Source organism: Pseudomonas sp. microsymbiont 2, from assembly GCF_054788395.1.
This window is the reverse complement of the sequence record NZ_CM139112.1, coordinates 2,885,908-2,900,189: the sequence shown is the minus strand read 5'-3', so window position 1 is coordinate 2,900,189 and position 14,282 is coordinate 2,885,908. Positions and strand designations below refer to the sequence as shown.

Genomic DNA, 14,282 nt, shown 5'->3' with positions numbered 1-14,282 from the left:
TTTGAAAAAGACCCTGAGTTAAGCATGAAGCCGCGCAAGTGCCTATAAGCAAACATGAAATTGTTGTATTGCCGGACAATTTTCGCGGACAAGAAAATGCCCGGGTGGCGACAACCGACCCGGGCACCTGGACTGAACGTGGCGTCAGGCCAGCAGGCCGTATACCACCGAGGTCAGGGCTACCAGGCCAATGACCACCACGAACACGTTGGACAGCGCGCCACTGTACTTGCGCATCGACGGCACGCGACGGATGGCGTACATCGGCATCAGGAACAGCAGCACGGCGATGATCGGACCGCCCAGGGATTCGATCATGCCCAGGATGCTTGGGTTGAGGGTGGCGACGATCCAGCACACCACCAGCATCAGCGCGGCGACGATGCGATCCAGGGCCTTGGCGCCCGGGCGCATGCCGGCCTTGACGATCATGCCTTTCAGGCCCTCGCTGGCGCCGATGTAGTGGCCCAGGAACGACTTGGCGATGGCGATGAAGGCGATCAAGGGCGCGGCGAAGGCGATGGCCGGCTGCTCGAAGTGGTTGGCCAGGTACGACAGGATCGACAGGTTCTGCGCCTTGGCCTCGGCCAGTTGAGCGCTGCTCAGGGTCAGCACGCAGCTGAACACGAAGAACAGCACCATCAGCACCATCAGCAGGTGGGCGCGACCCAGGATCTGCCCGCTGCGTTCGTCGGCGTGCTCACCGTAGCGACGCTTCTGGTCGACGGCGAAGGCGGAGATGATCGGCGAATGGTTGAACGAGAACACCATCACCGGGATCGCCAGCCACACCGTGTGCAGGAAGGCCGAGCCGGACGGCACTTGCGCCGCGGTGTCGAGGATCCCACCGGTCCAGTGCGGCACCAGGTACAGGGCCAGCAGCGCCAGGGCGACGATGAACGGGTAGACCAGCAGGCTCATGACCTTGACCGTGGCCTGTTCGCCGCAGCGCACGATGGCCAGCAGGCCGAGGATCAACACGAACGACAGGATCGCCCGAGGCGGCGGCGTCATGTGCAGTTGGTGCTCCATGAAGCTGCTGACGGTGTTGGTCAGCGCCACGCTGTAGATCAGCAGGATCGGGAAGATGGCGAAGAAGTACAGGATGGTGATCAGTGCGCCGGCGGTGATGCCGAAATGCTCCTCGACCACTTCGGTGATGTCGCCGCCCTTGCTGCCGGAGAGCACGAAACGGGTCAGGCCGCGGTGGGCGAAGTAAGTCATGGGGAAGGCCAGCAAGGCCAGGACCAGCAACGGCCAGAAACCGCCAAGGCCGGCGTTGATGGGCAGGAACAGGGTTCCGGCGCCGATGGCCGTGCCGAACAGGCCCAGCATCCAGGTGGTGTCGTGACGCGACCAGCTGCCGAGGGTGGCGGGGGTCGATTCTGCAAAGCGTTGTTCAACGCTTGGGGCCTGCTCATTCATTCCGGGTGAAGCTCCACTCGCAAGACTGCAACAGGCTGAGAATGGCGAAATAGACGTTTCGCCCAACTCAACCGGGAAAGGGGCCGCGATTGTGCATGCAAAGGTTGCACTTGGGGAAGCCCCGCCCGAGGGACGGTTGCACTTGTCTTTACAAGCGGGTTGTGCTGGAGGGTCTGTTTTGCAGCCCTTTCCAGCCGGTCCGGCGCCCCGGCAAGGCCGCTCCTGCAGAAAACGCTGATTGCTGCAGGAGCGGCCTTGCCGGGGCGCCGGACCGGCCGGAAAGGGCCGCAAAGCGGCCCCAGGCAGGTTACTTCTGAACGGCGGCGAACGCCTCGGCCACCTGGCGCAGGTTGGCCGGACGCAGCCCGGACATGCACACCCGGCCGCTGTCGATCAGGTACACGCCGAACTCGTCACGCAGGCGACGCACCTGCTCGACGCTGAAGCCGGTGTAGCTGAACATGCCGCGCTGGCGCAGGAAGAACTGGAAATCCTGGCCCGGCAGCAGCTCGCCGAGCAGGTCGACCAGCCCCTGGCGCATGTCCAGGATACGCTTGCGCATCACTTCCACTTCCGCCGCCCACTGGGCATTGAGCGCGGCATCACCCAGCACGCCGGCGACCAGTTGGGCGCCGAACGCAGGTGGGCTGGAGTAGTTGCGGCGCACGGTGGCCTTGAGCTGGCCGAGCACGCTGGAGGCGGTCGCGGCATCGTCGCAGACCACCGACAGCCCCCCTACCCGCTCGCCGTACAGCGAGAAGATCTTCGAGAACGAGTTGCTGACCAGGCACGGCACGCCGGCACGGGCCATCTCGCGGATGGCGTAGGCGTCCTCCACCAGGCCTTCGCCAAAGCCCTGGTAGGCGATGTCGAGGAACGGGATCAACTGGCGCGCCTTGACCACCTCGATCACCTGCTGCCACTGGTTCTGGTCCAGGTCGACACCGGTGGGGTTGTGGCAGCACGGGTGCAACAGGACAATGCTGTTCGCCGGCAGGGTCTGCAGGGTCGCCAGCATGCCGGCGAAGTCCACGCCACGGGTGGCATTGTCGAAGTACGGGTAATTGTGCACCTTGAAGCCCGCGCCTTCGAAGATCGCCCGGTGGTTATCCCAGGTCGGGTTGCTGACCCAGACTTCGGCGCCGTCGAAGTAACGCTTGAGGAAGTCGGCGCCGACTTTCAGCGCGCCCGAGCCACCCACCGTCTGCACGGTGGCCACCCGGCCCTCGGTCACGGCCGAATGGTCGGCGCCGAACAGCAGCGCCTGAATGGCCTGACGATAGGCGGCCAGGCCCTCCATCGGCAGGTACAGCGAGGCTTCGTGAGGCTGGTCGGCCAGGCGTTTTTCCACTTCGCCCACCGCCGCCAGTTGCGGCACCACCCCGGCTTCGTCGTAGTACAGGCCGATACTCAGGTTGACCTTGTCGGCACGAGGATCGGCCTTGAAGGTTTCCATCAACGAAAGGATCGGGTCGCCGGCGTAGGCATCGACATGTTTGAACACAGCGTGCAGCTCCTTGGAAATCAACTCGGTTCGCGGAAAGATCAGCCGAGGATACCCGCAGTGAGCCGCGAGGAACATCACCGAAATGCAAGGAAGTCGATGCAGCGCCGCATCGACCGCCGCACCCGCGGCTAACGCAACAGCGCCTGGATCTCTTCGTGCAAGGTATCCAGGTCGAACGGCTTGGCCAGGATCGGCGCCCGCCGGGCGATCGGACTCCCGGATTCGAGAATTTCCGCAGGATAGCCGCTGATGAAGATCACTTTCAGGTCAGGCCGCAGTTTCACCGCCGGCTCGGCGATCTCCACCCCGGAAATCCCGCCCGGCAGGCGGAAATCGGTGACCATCAGGTCCAGGTGCGGCTTGCTGGCCAGAATGGCGAACGCCTGCTCGCCATCTTCGGCCACCAGCACGTGGTAGCCCTCGCCCGCCAGGTAGTCGCGCAGGATCATGCGAATCGCCGGTTCATCCTCGACGATCAATACCACATCTTGTGCATCTTCACTCATGACAACGCCTTCGAATTCAACCAGTTGGCCATCAGACCCCAAGGTTACGCAGAGGTTGCCCGCGCCTGATCGCTGGATTGCCGTACCACTGACAACGGCAGGTGAAGGGTGAACGTCGCACCCGCGCCCTCTTCGCTTTCGACCTGGATACGCCCACCATGGGCCAGCACGATCTGCTCGGAGATGTACAGCCCCAGCCCCAGCCCGCCGCTGGCCTGGTGCGCGGCCACACGCTCGAACTGCTGGAAGATCCGTCGCTGATTCTGCGCACTGATGCCAATGCCGTGGTCGCGCACCTGCACGCACGCCATGCCAGCATCCTCGAACACCCGTACCTGCACCGGCTTGCGCTCACCATAGCGCAAGGCGTTGGACAGCAGATTGGCCAGCACCTGCTCGATGCGAAACTCATCCCACTCGCCCTGCAACGCCTCGCAACACGCGAGGTCGATACGGGTATCCAGGGCGGCGGCCTGGGCGGCGAAGTTTTCCACCAGGCCTCGCGCCAATTGCCCAAGATCGAAAGCCTTGGGCCGGATCGACAACTTGCCGGTACGGATCCGCGACACATCGAGCATGTCCTCGACCAGGCGGATCAGGCTGTTGATCTGCCGTTCGTCACGCTCGACCATCGCCTTGAGCTTGTCTTCGCTGAAGGCCGCCAGGTTGCCCCGAGACAGATGCATGCGTCGCAGCTGGGTTTCGAGAATCAGGCCGTTGAGCGGCGTGCGCACCTCGTGGGAGACGATCGACATGAAATCATCGCGCATGCGTACCGCCCGCTCCAGCTCGCCACGCGCCAGCTCCAGTTGCGCCAGCAACTGCGCCTGTTCCTCGCGACCGCGCTCCAGCGCCTGCAGCTGCCGGTCCAGCGCCTTGCGCTGGCGGAACAGGTCGACGAACACCGAGACCTTGCTCTTGACCGCCAGGGTGTCGAGCGGCTTGTGCAGAAAGTCCACGGCGCCGCTTTCATAGCCCTTGAAGGCGTAGTTCATCTCGCGCCCGGCGGCGCTGACGAAGACGATGGGAATGCTGCGGGTCTTTTCCGTGCCGCGCATCAGCTCGGCCAGTTCGAAGCCGTTCATGCCCGGCATCTGCACATCGAGGATGGCCAGGGCGAACTCATGCTCGAGCAACAGTGACAGCGCCTGCTCGGCGGACTGGGCCTGATGCACCTCGCGGTCCTCTCCCTGGATCAGGGCGTCCAGCGCCAGCAGGTTTTCCGGCAGGTCGTCGACGATCAGCAGTTTGGCGGTGATGTGACTTAGCATTCGCGGGGTTCCAGGGTAGCGAGCAACTGCCCGATACCGCTCAGAGAGAGAATATGGTCGGGCGCCTGCAGGGCCAGGGCGGCCTCCGGCATCAGCGCGACCTGTGCTTCGCGGGGATCCTGGACCACTGTCCGGCCACCGCTTTGTCTGATCCGTAACAGCCCTAGGGCGCCATCTTCGTTGGCGCCGGTGAGCAGCACGCCGAGCAGGCCGGGGCCATAGGCATCGGCCGCCGACTCGAAGAGAAAATCGATCGCCGGTCGCGAGAAGTGCACCGGCGCCTCCTGGCTGAGCGACAGGGTGAAGTCGCGCTCCACCGACAGGTGGTAGCCGGGCCCCGCCACATAGATCAGGCCCGGCTCGATCCGCGCCTTGTCGAGCGCCTCGCGCACCGGGCGATGCAGGCGCCTTTGCAGGACCTCGGCCAGCTGGCTGTGACGATCGTCCGGCAGGTGCAGCACGCACAGCACCGGGATCGCGAAGCTGGCCGGCAGCGCGCCCAGCACGGCGAACAGCGCCGCAACGCCGCCCGCCGAGGCGCCGATGACGATCGCGCGCACGCCGTTCATACCTTGCGGTAGATCCGCTCGGGCCGCACCAGCGGCTCGAAGCGCTCGCCGTAGGCCGAGAAGTCCACCGATTCCTTGCTGCCCAGTACCAGGAAGCCGCGATGGCACAGGGACTCGTGGAACAGCCCGAGGGCACGGTCCTGCAGGTCCTTGTTGAAATAGATCAGCACGTTGCGGCACGACACCAGCTGCGTCTCGGAAAACACGCTGTCGGTGGCCAGGCTATGGTCGGCGAACGTCACGTTCTCGCGCAGGCTGCCGTCCATGATGGCGTTGCCATAGGCGGCGGTGTAGTACTCGGCGAAGTCCCGGCGCCCGCCGGCCTTGCGGTAGTTTTCTTCGTACTCGCGCATGCTCTGCATCGAATAGATGCCCTGCTTGGCCTTCTCCAGCGAATGGGGGTTGATGTCGGTGGCATAGACGATGGTGCGCTCCAGCAAGCCCTCCTCGCGGAGCAGGATGGCCATGGAATACACCTCCTCGCCCGTGCTGCAGCCGGCGATCCAGATCTTGATCGACGGCCAGGTGCGCAGCAGCGGCACCACCTCGTTGCGCAGCGCTAGGAAATGCCCCGGATCGCGGAACATCTCGCTGACCGGGATCGTCAGGTACTGCAGCAGCTCGAGGAACATGCCTGGGTCGTGCAGCACCCGCTCCTGCAGCGCCGACACGGTGCGGCAGTCGAACTGGCGCAGGGCATGAAGGATCCGGCGCTTCATCGAGGCGCCGGAGTAGTCGCGAAAATCGTAGCTGTACTTGAGGTAGATCGCCTCGATCAGCAGTCGGATCTCGATATCGGTGTTGCGTTCACTGGTCAAGATTTCAGATTCGCTCCAATTGCGGCAGCCAGACGCGGATCAGCGAGAACAAGCGGTCCAGGTCGATCGGCTTGGCCAGGTAGTCGTTGGCGCCGGCCTGCAGGCAGCGCTGCTGGTCGTCCTTCATCGCCTTGGCGGTCACCGCGATGATCGGCAGCTTGCGCCAGCGTGGCTGCTGGCGGATCAGCCGGGTGGCCTCGTAGCCATCCATCTCCGGCATCATCACGTCCATCAGCACCAGGTCGATGTCGTCGTTGGCCTCCAGGCACTCGATGGCCTCGCGTCCGTTGCGGCCGATCTCGACGATCGCGCCCTTGTGCTCCAGGGCGCTGGTCAGGGCGAAGATGTTGCGCACATCGTCGTCCACCAGCAGGATCCGGCGCCCCTCGAACACCTTGTCGCGGCTGCGCGCGGTCTTGAGCATGCGCTGGCGCTCGTTGGACAGCTGCGACTCGACCTTGTGCAGGAACAGCGTCACTTCGTCGAGCAGGCGCTCGGGCGAGCGCGCGCCCTTGATGATGATCGAGCGCGAGTACTTGAGCAGGTCGGCCTCTTCCTCGCGGGTCAGGTTGCGTCCGGTGTAGACGATCACCGGCGGGAAGCTGCGGATGTCCTCGGCGGTCATGCGCTTGAGCAGCTCGTTGCCGAGCATGTCGGGCAGCTTGAGGTCGATGATCATGCAGTCGTAGATGTTCTCGCGCAGCAACGCCAGGGCATCCTGGGCCATGGCCACGGCGGTGATCTCGATGTCGTCGTCGCCGATCAGCCGGGCGATGCTCTCGCGCTGCAGGTCGTCGTCCTCCACCAGCAGGATCTTCTTGAGTTTCTGCGTGAGCTTGGCCTCAAGGCGACCGAACACCGCCTTGAGCTCCTCGCGGCTGGTGGGCTTGACCGCGTAGCCGACCGCGCCCATGTGCATGGCCGCCTCGACGCGATCCTCCACCGAGATGATATGCACCGGGATATGACGGGTGCCGGCCTGTTCCTTCAGACGCTGCAGCACGGTCAACCCGGAATGGTCGGGCAGGCGCATGTCCAGCAGGATGGCGTCCGGCAAGTAGCGGGCGGCCAGTTCGAAGCCTTCGTCGGCGGCGTGGGCGACCAGGCAGCTGTAGCCCAGTTCATGGGCCAGGTCGTAGAGGATGCGGGCGAAATTCGGTTCGTCCTCGACCACCAGAATGCAGCGATTGGCGAACGGTGCTCGCTCGCGATCGTCGGCAAAGACCGGGGTCGGACGCTCGGGCCGCGTCGGTGCGGGCACCTGGGGCGCGGGGGGCAGCTCGTCGACCGTCGGGCGCAGGCTGTGGACTTCCGGCTGCTGCGCCGAAGGCTCGAAGCGCTCAGGCAGGATCAGGCTGAACACGCTGCCTTGGCCCGGGCTGCTGTCGACGCTGATCTGGCCGCCGAGCAGGTGTGCCAGGTCACGGGAGATCGACAGCCCAAGGCCAGTGCCGCCGTAGCGGCGGTTGCTGGTGCCGTCGACCTGGTGGAAGGCGCCGAAGATCGCCTGCTGCTGGTCGGCGGCGATGCCGATGCCGGTGTCACGCACCGCGAAGACCAGGCCCATGCCGGTCTGGTAGCTGATGCGCAGACTGACCTGGCCACGTTCGGTGAACTTGATGGCGTTGGACAACAGGTTCTTGAGGATCTGCTCCAGCCGCTGGCGGTCGGTGAACAAGCTCGCCGGCAACGGTTGTTCGAGCTGCACTTCGAAGTTCAGGCCCTTGTCCCGCGCCAGCGGCTGGAACATGGCCTGCAGGCCGTCGACCAGGCGCTCCAGCGGCGTGGTCTCGGCGCGCACTTCAAGCTTGCCGGCCTCGACCTTGGCGATATCGAGGATATCGTTGATCAGATTGAGCAGGTCGTTGCCGGCCGAATAGATCGACTCGGCGAACTTCACCTGCTCCTGGCTGAGGTTGCCCTCGCCGTTCTCGGCCAGCAGCTTGGCCAGGATCAGCGAGCTGTTGAGCGGCGTGCGCAGCTCATGGGACATGTTGGCGAGGAATTCGGACTTGTACTTGCTCGAGCGCTGCAGGTCGTCGGCGCGGGCCTGCAGCTCCAGTTGCGCCTGGTTGAGTTCGCCGTTCTTGCGGTCCAGGGCCTCGGTGCGCTCGGCCAGCTGCTCGTTGGTCTGCTCGAGTTCGGCCTGCTGGGTCTCCAGGTGCGCCTGGGACTCCTTGAGCACGCGCGACTGCTCTTCGAGCTCTTCGTTGGCGGTCTTGAGTTCCTCTTGCTGGACCTGCAGCTCCTCGTTCAGTTGCTGGGTCTCGGCCAGTACCTCCTGGAGTCGCTGACGGTAGCGAGCGCTTTCGATGGAGATGCCGACGTTTTCCGCGACCCGTTCCAGCAGTTCGCTGTCGCGCGCCTGCAATGGGCGCAGGAAGCCCAGTTCGAGCACGCCATTGATGCGCCCGTCGTCCCTGGCCGGCATCAGCAGGCCGCTACGCGGCAAGCCGCTGCCCAGGCCCGAGCTGAGGCGATAGTAGTCCTCGGGCAGGTCATCCAGGCTCAGCAGCCGGCCCTGCATCACGGCCTGGCCGAGCAGGCTGCCATGGTCGCCCAGGCGCGGATCGCGCCCTTGTTGCTCGGCATCGAGGCCATAGCACGCCACGCGCACCAGGTTGCCATGTTCGTCACGCACGTACAGCGCGCCAACGACGCTGCCGAGATAACCGGCGAAGAAACGCAGGATATTGTCGCCCAGCATCGGCAGGGTGAGCTGGCCCAGCACCTGCTCGGCCAGCTGGGTCTGCCCGGCTCGCAGCCAGGCCTGGTGTTCCAGGCGCTCGGCACTGCGCTGCTGGGCCTGCAGGTTGTCGACGTAGCTGCTGGAGAGCGCCAGCAGGTCACGGCGTCCCAGGTACGCGAGCAAGCCACTCAGGACGATGATGAACAGCACGAAGGCGCTGATCGCCGTCACCGTGACGCTGCTGACCTTTTCATTGCGCGCCATGCGCAGTTGCTGCTCGGTGGCGACGAAGCCGTCGAACTCCCTGCGAATTTCGTCGGTGATGCGCTTGCCCCGGCCATTGCCGATCGGCATCTGGTAGTCGCCCTTGCCGCGGCGCAGGTTGATCATCTCGCCGGCGAAATCGTTCCAGGCCCGCTGCAACGCCACCAGGCGGTCGATGCGATCGACCTGCTGGGGGTTGTCCTCGACCATGCCGCGCAGGCTGTCGAGGCTGCTGAAAATTCGCGGCTTGGCCACCTCGTAGGGGTCGAGGAAGCGCTCGTCGCCGGTGATCAGGAAGCCGCGCATGCCGGTTTCCATGTCGATCGACAGCTTGACCGTCTCGTTGGCGTTGCCGATCACCCGGTCGGTGTGTTCGACCCACTGCATGGCCGAGAGCAGGTAGTTGATCACCGCGACGAACGCCACGGCCCCCAGGAGCCCCACGCCCAGGGGCAGGCCGACGTTGCGGCTGAGCAGCTTGCGAAAGCTGCGTTGGTCCATCGAGGCTGCTTGAATCATCTGGAAGATGCCCGAGTGAAAAAGTCCATTGAACAGCATGGCTGCCACATCGTGTGTGAATTGCCCTGCGCCATGCCGACCGGGAAATACAGCGAGTCTAACCAGCTTTGGCCGATCTGGCAGGGCATTTAGCCAGTATTTGAAGGCGCTGTGCGCCAATCGTTCCATCTATTTGCCCAGGCCGTTAAGCTGGGAACTTCTGCCACCGCCTCGGGCACAGAGTAGAGACACTCCACCGAAACAGGACCCGCGCCATGCACCTTCTGGTAGTCGAAGACGACGACATCGTACGCATGCTGATAGTCGAAGTGCTCGACGAACTGGGCTACACCGCCCTCGAGGCGGACAGTGCCAGTGCAGCCCTGAAGATCCTCGAAGATCCCGACCAGCCCCTGGCCTTGCTGATGACCGATGTCGGCTTGCCCGACATGCGCGGCGAAGCGCTGGCCGCCAGGGCCCGCGAGGTCCGGCCGACATTGCCGGTGCTGTTCGCCAGTGGTTACGCCGAGAACTTCGAAGTGCCTGAGGGCATGCATCTGATCGGCAAGCCGTTCAGCATCGAGCAGTTGCGCAAAAAGGTGATCGAGATGCTCGCCACGCAGTGACCGCTCCCCAACCATGAAGTTTTCCTCAACACTCACTGCAGAAAACAACGTTTTTTTCTGTTGATCACCCCCCTTACCCTGTGCCGGTACCCGACCACGGAACCGGCCCATGCTCGCTCTGCTGCTGACCACCCTCGTCCCGATCATCCTGCTCATTGCCCTGGGCGCCTGGCTGCGCGTGCGAGGGTTTCTCGCCGAAAGCTTCTGGCCCGGCGCCGAGCGCCTGAGCTACTACGTGCTGCTGCCGTCGTTGTTTCTCCATGGCCTGGCCACCGCCAACCTGGATGGCGTGCCCGTGCTGGGCATGGTTGGCGTGCTGATGCTCTCCACCCTGCTCGGCGCCCTGCTGCTGGTTTTCTACCAGGGGCTCGCCAGCCACGACGGCGCCGACTTCACCTCGGTGTTCCAGGGCGGGGTGCGCTTCAACAACTACATCGGCGCCACCCTCGCCGCCGGCATCTACGGCAGTGCCGGGATTGCCCTGGCCGCCGTGGCCAACGCGGCCATCGTGCCGCTGGTGAACCTGCTCTGCGTGCTGGTATTCGCCCGCTTCAGCGCGCGCCACAGTTCCCTGGCCAGCGTGCTCAAGGCGATCTTCGCCAACCCACTGATCGTCGGCTGTGCCGGCGGCCTGCTGCTGCGGGTGAGCGGCCTTGGCCTGCCGGCCGGGTTGGAGCCGACGGTCAAGGCGCTGGGCCAGGCCGCGCTGCCGCTGGGCTTGCTCTGCGTGGGCGCGGCGCTCGGCGGCGCGCGCCTCGGCCAGCAGGTAAAGCCCTTGCTGGCGGCATCGCTGTTCAAGTTCCTGGTAATGCCCCTCACCACCTGGGGCCTGTGCCGGCTGCTCGGGCTCGGGGGCCAGGCCGCGGTGGTGGCGGTGCTGTTCCAGGCCCTGCCCACGGCGTCGTCATCCTATGTCATGGCCCGGCAGATGGGCGGCAACGCGCCGCTGATGGCGACCATCATCGCCCTGCAGACCGTCGCTGCCGCCGCCACCCTGCCGCTGATGCTGACCTTGACGCTGAGTTGACGCGACACGGCTAGACTGTGGGCAAGCCACCCCCGCGGAAATCTCGACATGCGCCTCGCCTGGATGATGTTCGGTCTGTCCCTGACCCTGTTCGCAGGCCCGCTCCTCGCCGCCGACAGCCAGAAGGCCGCGGTTGCCGAAGACAAGGCCCAGGCCCTCGAGGAAAAGGTCGTCGAAGATGCGCCACCACCGAAAAAGGCGGAAACCCTGACGCCCAGCGAAGCCCAGGCGGTGGACCCCGCAGGCCAGGCGCCCATGGACGACAGCATCACCTGTCTGGCGCGCACCCTCTACTGGGAAGCCAAGGGCGCCGATGCCCAGGACATGAGCGCCGTGGCCAGCGTGGTGCTCAATCGCCTCGGCCATGAGGGCTTCCCGGACAGCATCTGCGGGGTGGTCAAGCAGGGTGTGGAGAACAAGAGCTGCCAGTTCTCCTGGTGGTGCGACGGGCGCTCCGACCAGGTGGAGGAAGCCGAACGCTATGCGGTGGCCAAGGAGATCGCGCGCAAGGCGCTGAACCAGCAACTCAAGGATGCCACCGGCGGCGCGCTCTACTTCCACGACCGCAACGTGCATCCCGACTGGGCCAAGGCCTATCGCAAGACGGCCGAGACCACGCATTTCCTGTTCTACAAGCCGAACCAGGCGCTGGCTCGGTAGCGCCACCGCAGAGCACGCCTTCAAAGCACTACGGCTCAGAAATCGATCGATCCCGAGAACTTCACCAACCGTGGATCGCCCTGGGTCAGGTAGCCGCCGTTGGCCGACGCCCAGTAGTTCTTGTCGGTCAGGTTCTCCACGTTCACCCGCAGTGTCACGTCCTTCTCCTGTACCTTGAACCGATACCGCGCACCCACGTCGAAGCGGTTCCAGGTCGGCAGGCTCAGGGTGTTGGCCGGGTTGGCGTACTGCCCCCCGGTGCGCAGCATGCGCGCGTTGAGCGCGACACCCTCGAGCCCCGGCACGTCCCAGTCAACGCTGGCGTTGAGCTGGAAGGTCGGCACGCCCACGGCATGGTTGCCATCGGCCGTGCCGCCTTGGGTGTTCTTCAGCTCGGTGTCCATGCGCGTCCCCCCGGCCATCAGGCGCAGGCCGCGCAGCGGCTCGCCGAACACGCTGAGCTCGATGCCCTTGTTGACCTGCTCGCCGTCCTGGACGAACACATTGCCCTCGACGAAGCCGTCGGTGGGCCGTTCGATACGGAATACCGCCAGGTTGCCACCGAAGCGCTGGTAGTCGAGCTTCACCCCCGCCTCGATCTGCTTGGTCTTGGCCGGCGGGAACACTTCCCCGACGTTGATCACCTGGCCCGAGGCCGTGGCGCCCTGGGCCAGGCCCTCGATGCGGTTGGCGTACAGCGAGACCGACGGGTTGAGCTTGTAGACGATGCCGTACACCGGGGTGGTGACGGTCTCGTCATAGAACGCGTTGCGCCCCAGGTCCGCCCCCGGGCCATCATAGGCATAACCTTCGACCCGCAGTTGCTGGCGCCGCACGCCCACCGTGAGCAGCAAGGTGTCGTCGAACAGCCCCACCGTGTCGGACAGCGCGATACTGCGGTTGCGGGTCTTGCCGGTGACCCCCGGATCATCCAGCTTGCCACCGACGAAGGTGGGCGTGGTCGGCTTGGGCAACGGGTCGGTGCGATAGATGTTGGTGGCTTGCGAGTTGTAGAAGACGAAAGCATTTTCCTGCTGGGTCCAGATGCTCGCCGCGCCGATGTTCAACTGGTGACTCACAGGCCCGGTCTGCAGGCGGCCGTTGATGCCAGCCATGAAGGTGGTGTTGTCCTCGTTGTGGGGAATCTTCGAGCCACCGATGGTGGCCGCGCCGGTGGCCGCATTGGTGAGGATCGGCGTGCCGTAGAAGCCGTTCTCGTGGGTGTGCTTGATGCCGCCGGCCAGGTAGCCGCTCCAGTTGTCGTTGAAGTCATAGTCGCCACGAACCATGCCGAAGGTGTCCTCGGTCTCGGTCCAGGCCCAGTCCTGGCCATAGTTGTGGTCGGCGTCCGGCGCGCGCGGGATGTCGGTCAGCCCGGCCCCCAGGCGCACCGAGTTGCGCAGGTGGTTGACCCGCTGCTTCTGGTAGCCGAAATCACCGGACAGGCGAAAGTCGTCGCCACGATAGTCGAGCCCGGCGACGAACAGCTTGCTGCGCTGGTCCTGATCGTCCACCGCCGTTTCGCCCTCGCGCTGGGACAGGTTCAGGCGCGCGCCGAAACGGTTGTCCTCGCCGAAGCGCTGACCGATGTCCAGGTGCTCGCCAATGCGCCCGTCGCTGCTGATGTCCTGGGTATAGCGGCGGGTCGGCGTGTCGCCGGCGCGCTTGGGCTGCAGGTTGACGTTGCCGCCCAGGCCCGTGCCGGTGGGGCTGGCGCCGTTGAGGAAGGCATTGGGCCCCTTGAATACCTCGACCCGCTCCACCGCGTCGGTGGAGATCATCTGCCGTGGCAGCACGCCGTACAGGCCATTGAACGCGACATCGTCGCCATTGAGCGGCAGGCCCCGGATGACGAAGACCTGGGACTGGTTGCCGAAGCCGAACGACTGACGCACCGACGGGTCGTTGAGCAGCACGTCGCCGACATCTTCTGCCTGCTGATCCTGGATCAGCTGCGCGGTATAGCTGGTCATGGTGAACGGCACGTCCATCATGTCCTGGTTGCCCAGCACGCCCATCTGCCCACCCCGGGCCACCTGGCCGCCCGCATAGGTCTCGGGCAACTCGCCGCGCGGCGCCTTGGCCGCTTCGGCGTTGATGGCGGTGGCATCCAGCTCGATGGGGCCATCGGCACCGTGAGCGGTGACAGCGACGGAACAGCACAAGGCCAGCAGGGTCGATTGATACGGACAGGTACGCGCCATGAAAGGCTCCTGGTTGATGGAGGGGAGCCTTCCTGGCAGATGAGAAACATAGGGTTATCGAGTAGTGTTTCTAGCCGATATTGCGAATTATTACCAAACAATCGCACTTTCCCGCCGACCAGCGGTCTACCCCCTCTTATGCCGCCAGCAACCGATTGCCGACATTTCCATTGCACAGCACATCGCCGGGCCAAAAGCCGTGCGCTTGTGTAGGATGA

11 protein-coding genes are annotated in these 14,282 nt (G+C 64.8%); 3 read left to right on the top strand and 8 right to left on the bottom strand.

The features are described from left to right. Positions 1–144 precede the first annotated feature (144 nt). The 7 genes from ACYUME_RS13080 to ACYUME_RS13050 all read right to left on the bottom strand — a co-directional run bounded on the left by ACYUME_RS13080 (position 145) and on the right by ACYUME_RS13050 (position 9,568). Entirely contained in the window at positions 145–1,425 is a 1,281-nt protein-coding gene (locus ACYUME_RS13080; RefSeq protein WP_460419257.1) for a serine/threonine transporter, read from the bottom strand. A gap of 307 nt (positions 1,426–1,732) precedes the next feature. After that, the gene (locus tag ACYUME_RS13075) at positions 1,733–2,929 is read right to left on the bottom strand and encodes an amino acid aminotransferase (protein ID WP_460419255.1); all 1,197 of its coding nucleotides are present in this window, start codon (positions 2,927–2,929) and stop codon (positions 1,733–1,735) included. 131 nt (positions 2,930–3,060) lie between these two features. Beyond that, entirely contained in the window at positions 3,061–3,438 is a 378-nt protein-coding gene (locus ACYUME_RS13070; protein WP_279888080.1) for a response regulator, read from the bottom strand. 44 nt (positions 3,439–3,482) lie between these two features. Further along, on the bottom strand, positions 3,483–4,709 hold the full coding sequence (locus tag ACYUME_RS13065; RefSeq protein ID WP_279888081.1) for a hybrid sensor histidine kinase/response regulator: 1,227 nt from the start codon (positions 4,707–4,709) through the stop codon (positions 3,483–3,485). Beyond that, on the bottom strand, positions 4,703–5,278 hold the full coding sequence (locus ACYUME_RS13060; RefSeq protein ID WP_279888083.1) for a chemotaxis protein CheB: 576 nt from the start codon (positions 5,276–5,278) through the stop codon (positions 4,703–4,705). Before ACYUME_RS13060 ends, ACYUME_RS13065 begins: the two co-directional genes overlap by 7 nt. Continuing rightward, positions 5,275–6,096, bottom strand: a complete 822-nt coding sequence (locus tag ACYUME_RS13055) for a CheR family methyltransferase (RefSeq protein ID WP_279888084.1) — start codon at positions 6,094–6,096, stop codon at positions 5,275–5,277. Before ACYUME_RS13055 ends, ACYUME_RS13060 begins: the two co-directional genes overlap by 4 nt. Before the next feature lie 4 nt (positions 6,097–6,100). Continuing rightward, positions 6,101–9,568, bottom strand: a complete 3,468-nt coding sequence (locus tag ACYUME_RS13050) for a response regulator (protein ID WP_460419253.1) — start codon at positions 9,566–9,568, stop codon at positions 6,101–6,103. 254 nt (positions 9,569–9,822) lie between these two features. Here ACYUME_RS13050 and ACYUME_RS13045 point away from each other — a divergent pair, with 254 nt between their 5' ends. The 3 genes from ACYUME_RS13045 (at position 9,823) to ACYUME_RS13035 (ending at position 11,860) form a co-directional block, all read left to right on the top strand. Continuing rightward, entirely contained in the window at positions 9,823–10,173 is a 351-nt protein-coding gene (locus ACYUME_RS13045; RefSeq protein ID WP_460419252.1) for a response regulator, read from the top strand. A 109-nt stretch (positions 10,174–10,282) separates the two neighbouring features. Next, complete coding sequence (locus ACYUME_RS13040) at positions 10,283–11,200, top strand: AEC family transporter (RefSeq protein ID WP_460419250.1); 918 nt, start codon at positions 10,283–10,285, stop codon at positions 11,198–11,200. Positions 11,201–11,248: 48 nt separating this feature from the next. Then, entirely contained in the window at positions 11,249–11,860 is a 612-nt protein-coding gene (locus tag ACYUME_RS13035) for a cell wall hydrolase (protein ID WP_279888088.1), read from the top strand. Between the two features lie 35 nt (positions 11,861–11,895). Here ACYUME_RS13035 and ACYUME_RS13030 read toward each other — a convergent pair whose 3' ends face one another. Then, positions 11,896–14,064, bottom strand: a complete 2,169-nt coding sequence (locus ACYUME_RS13030; protein ID WP_460419249.1) for a TonB-dependent receptor — start codon at positions 14,062–14,064, stop codon at positions 11,896–11,898. Positions 14,065–14,282: the final 218 nt, after the last annotated feature.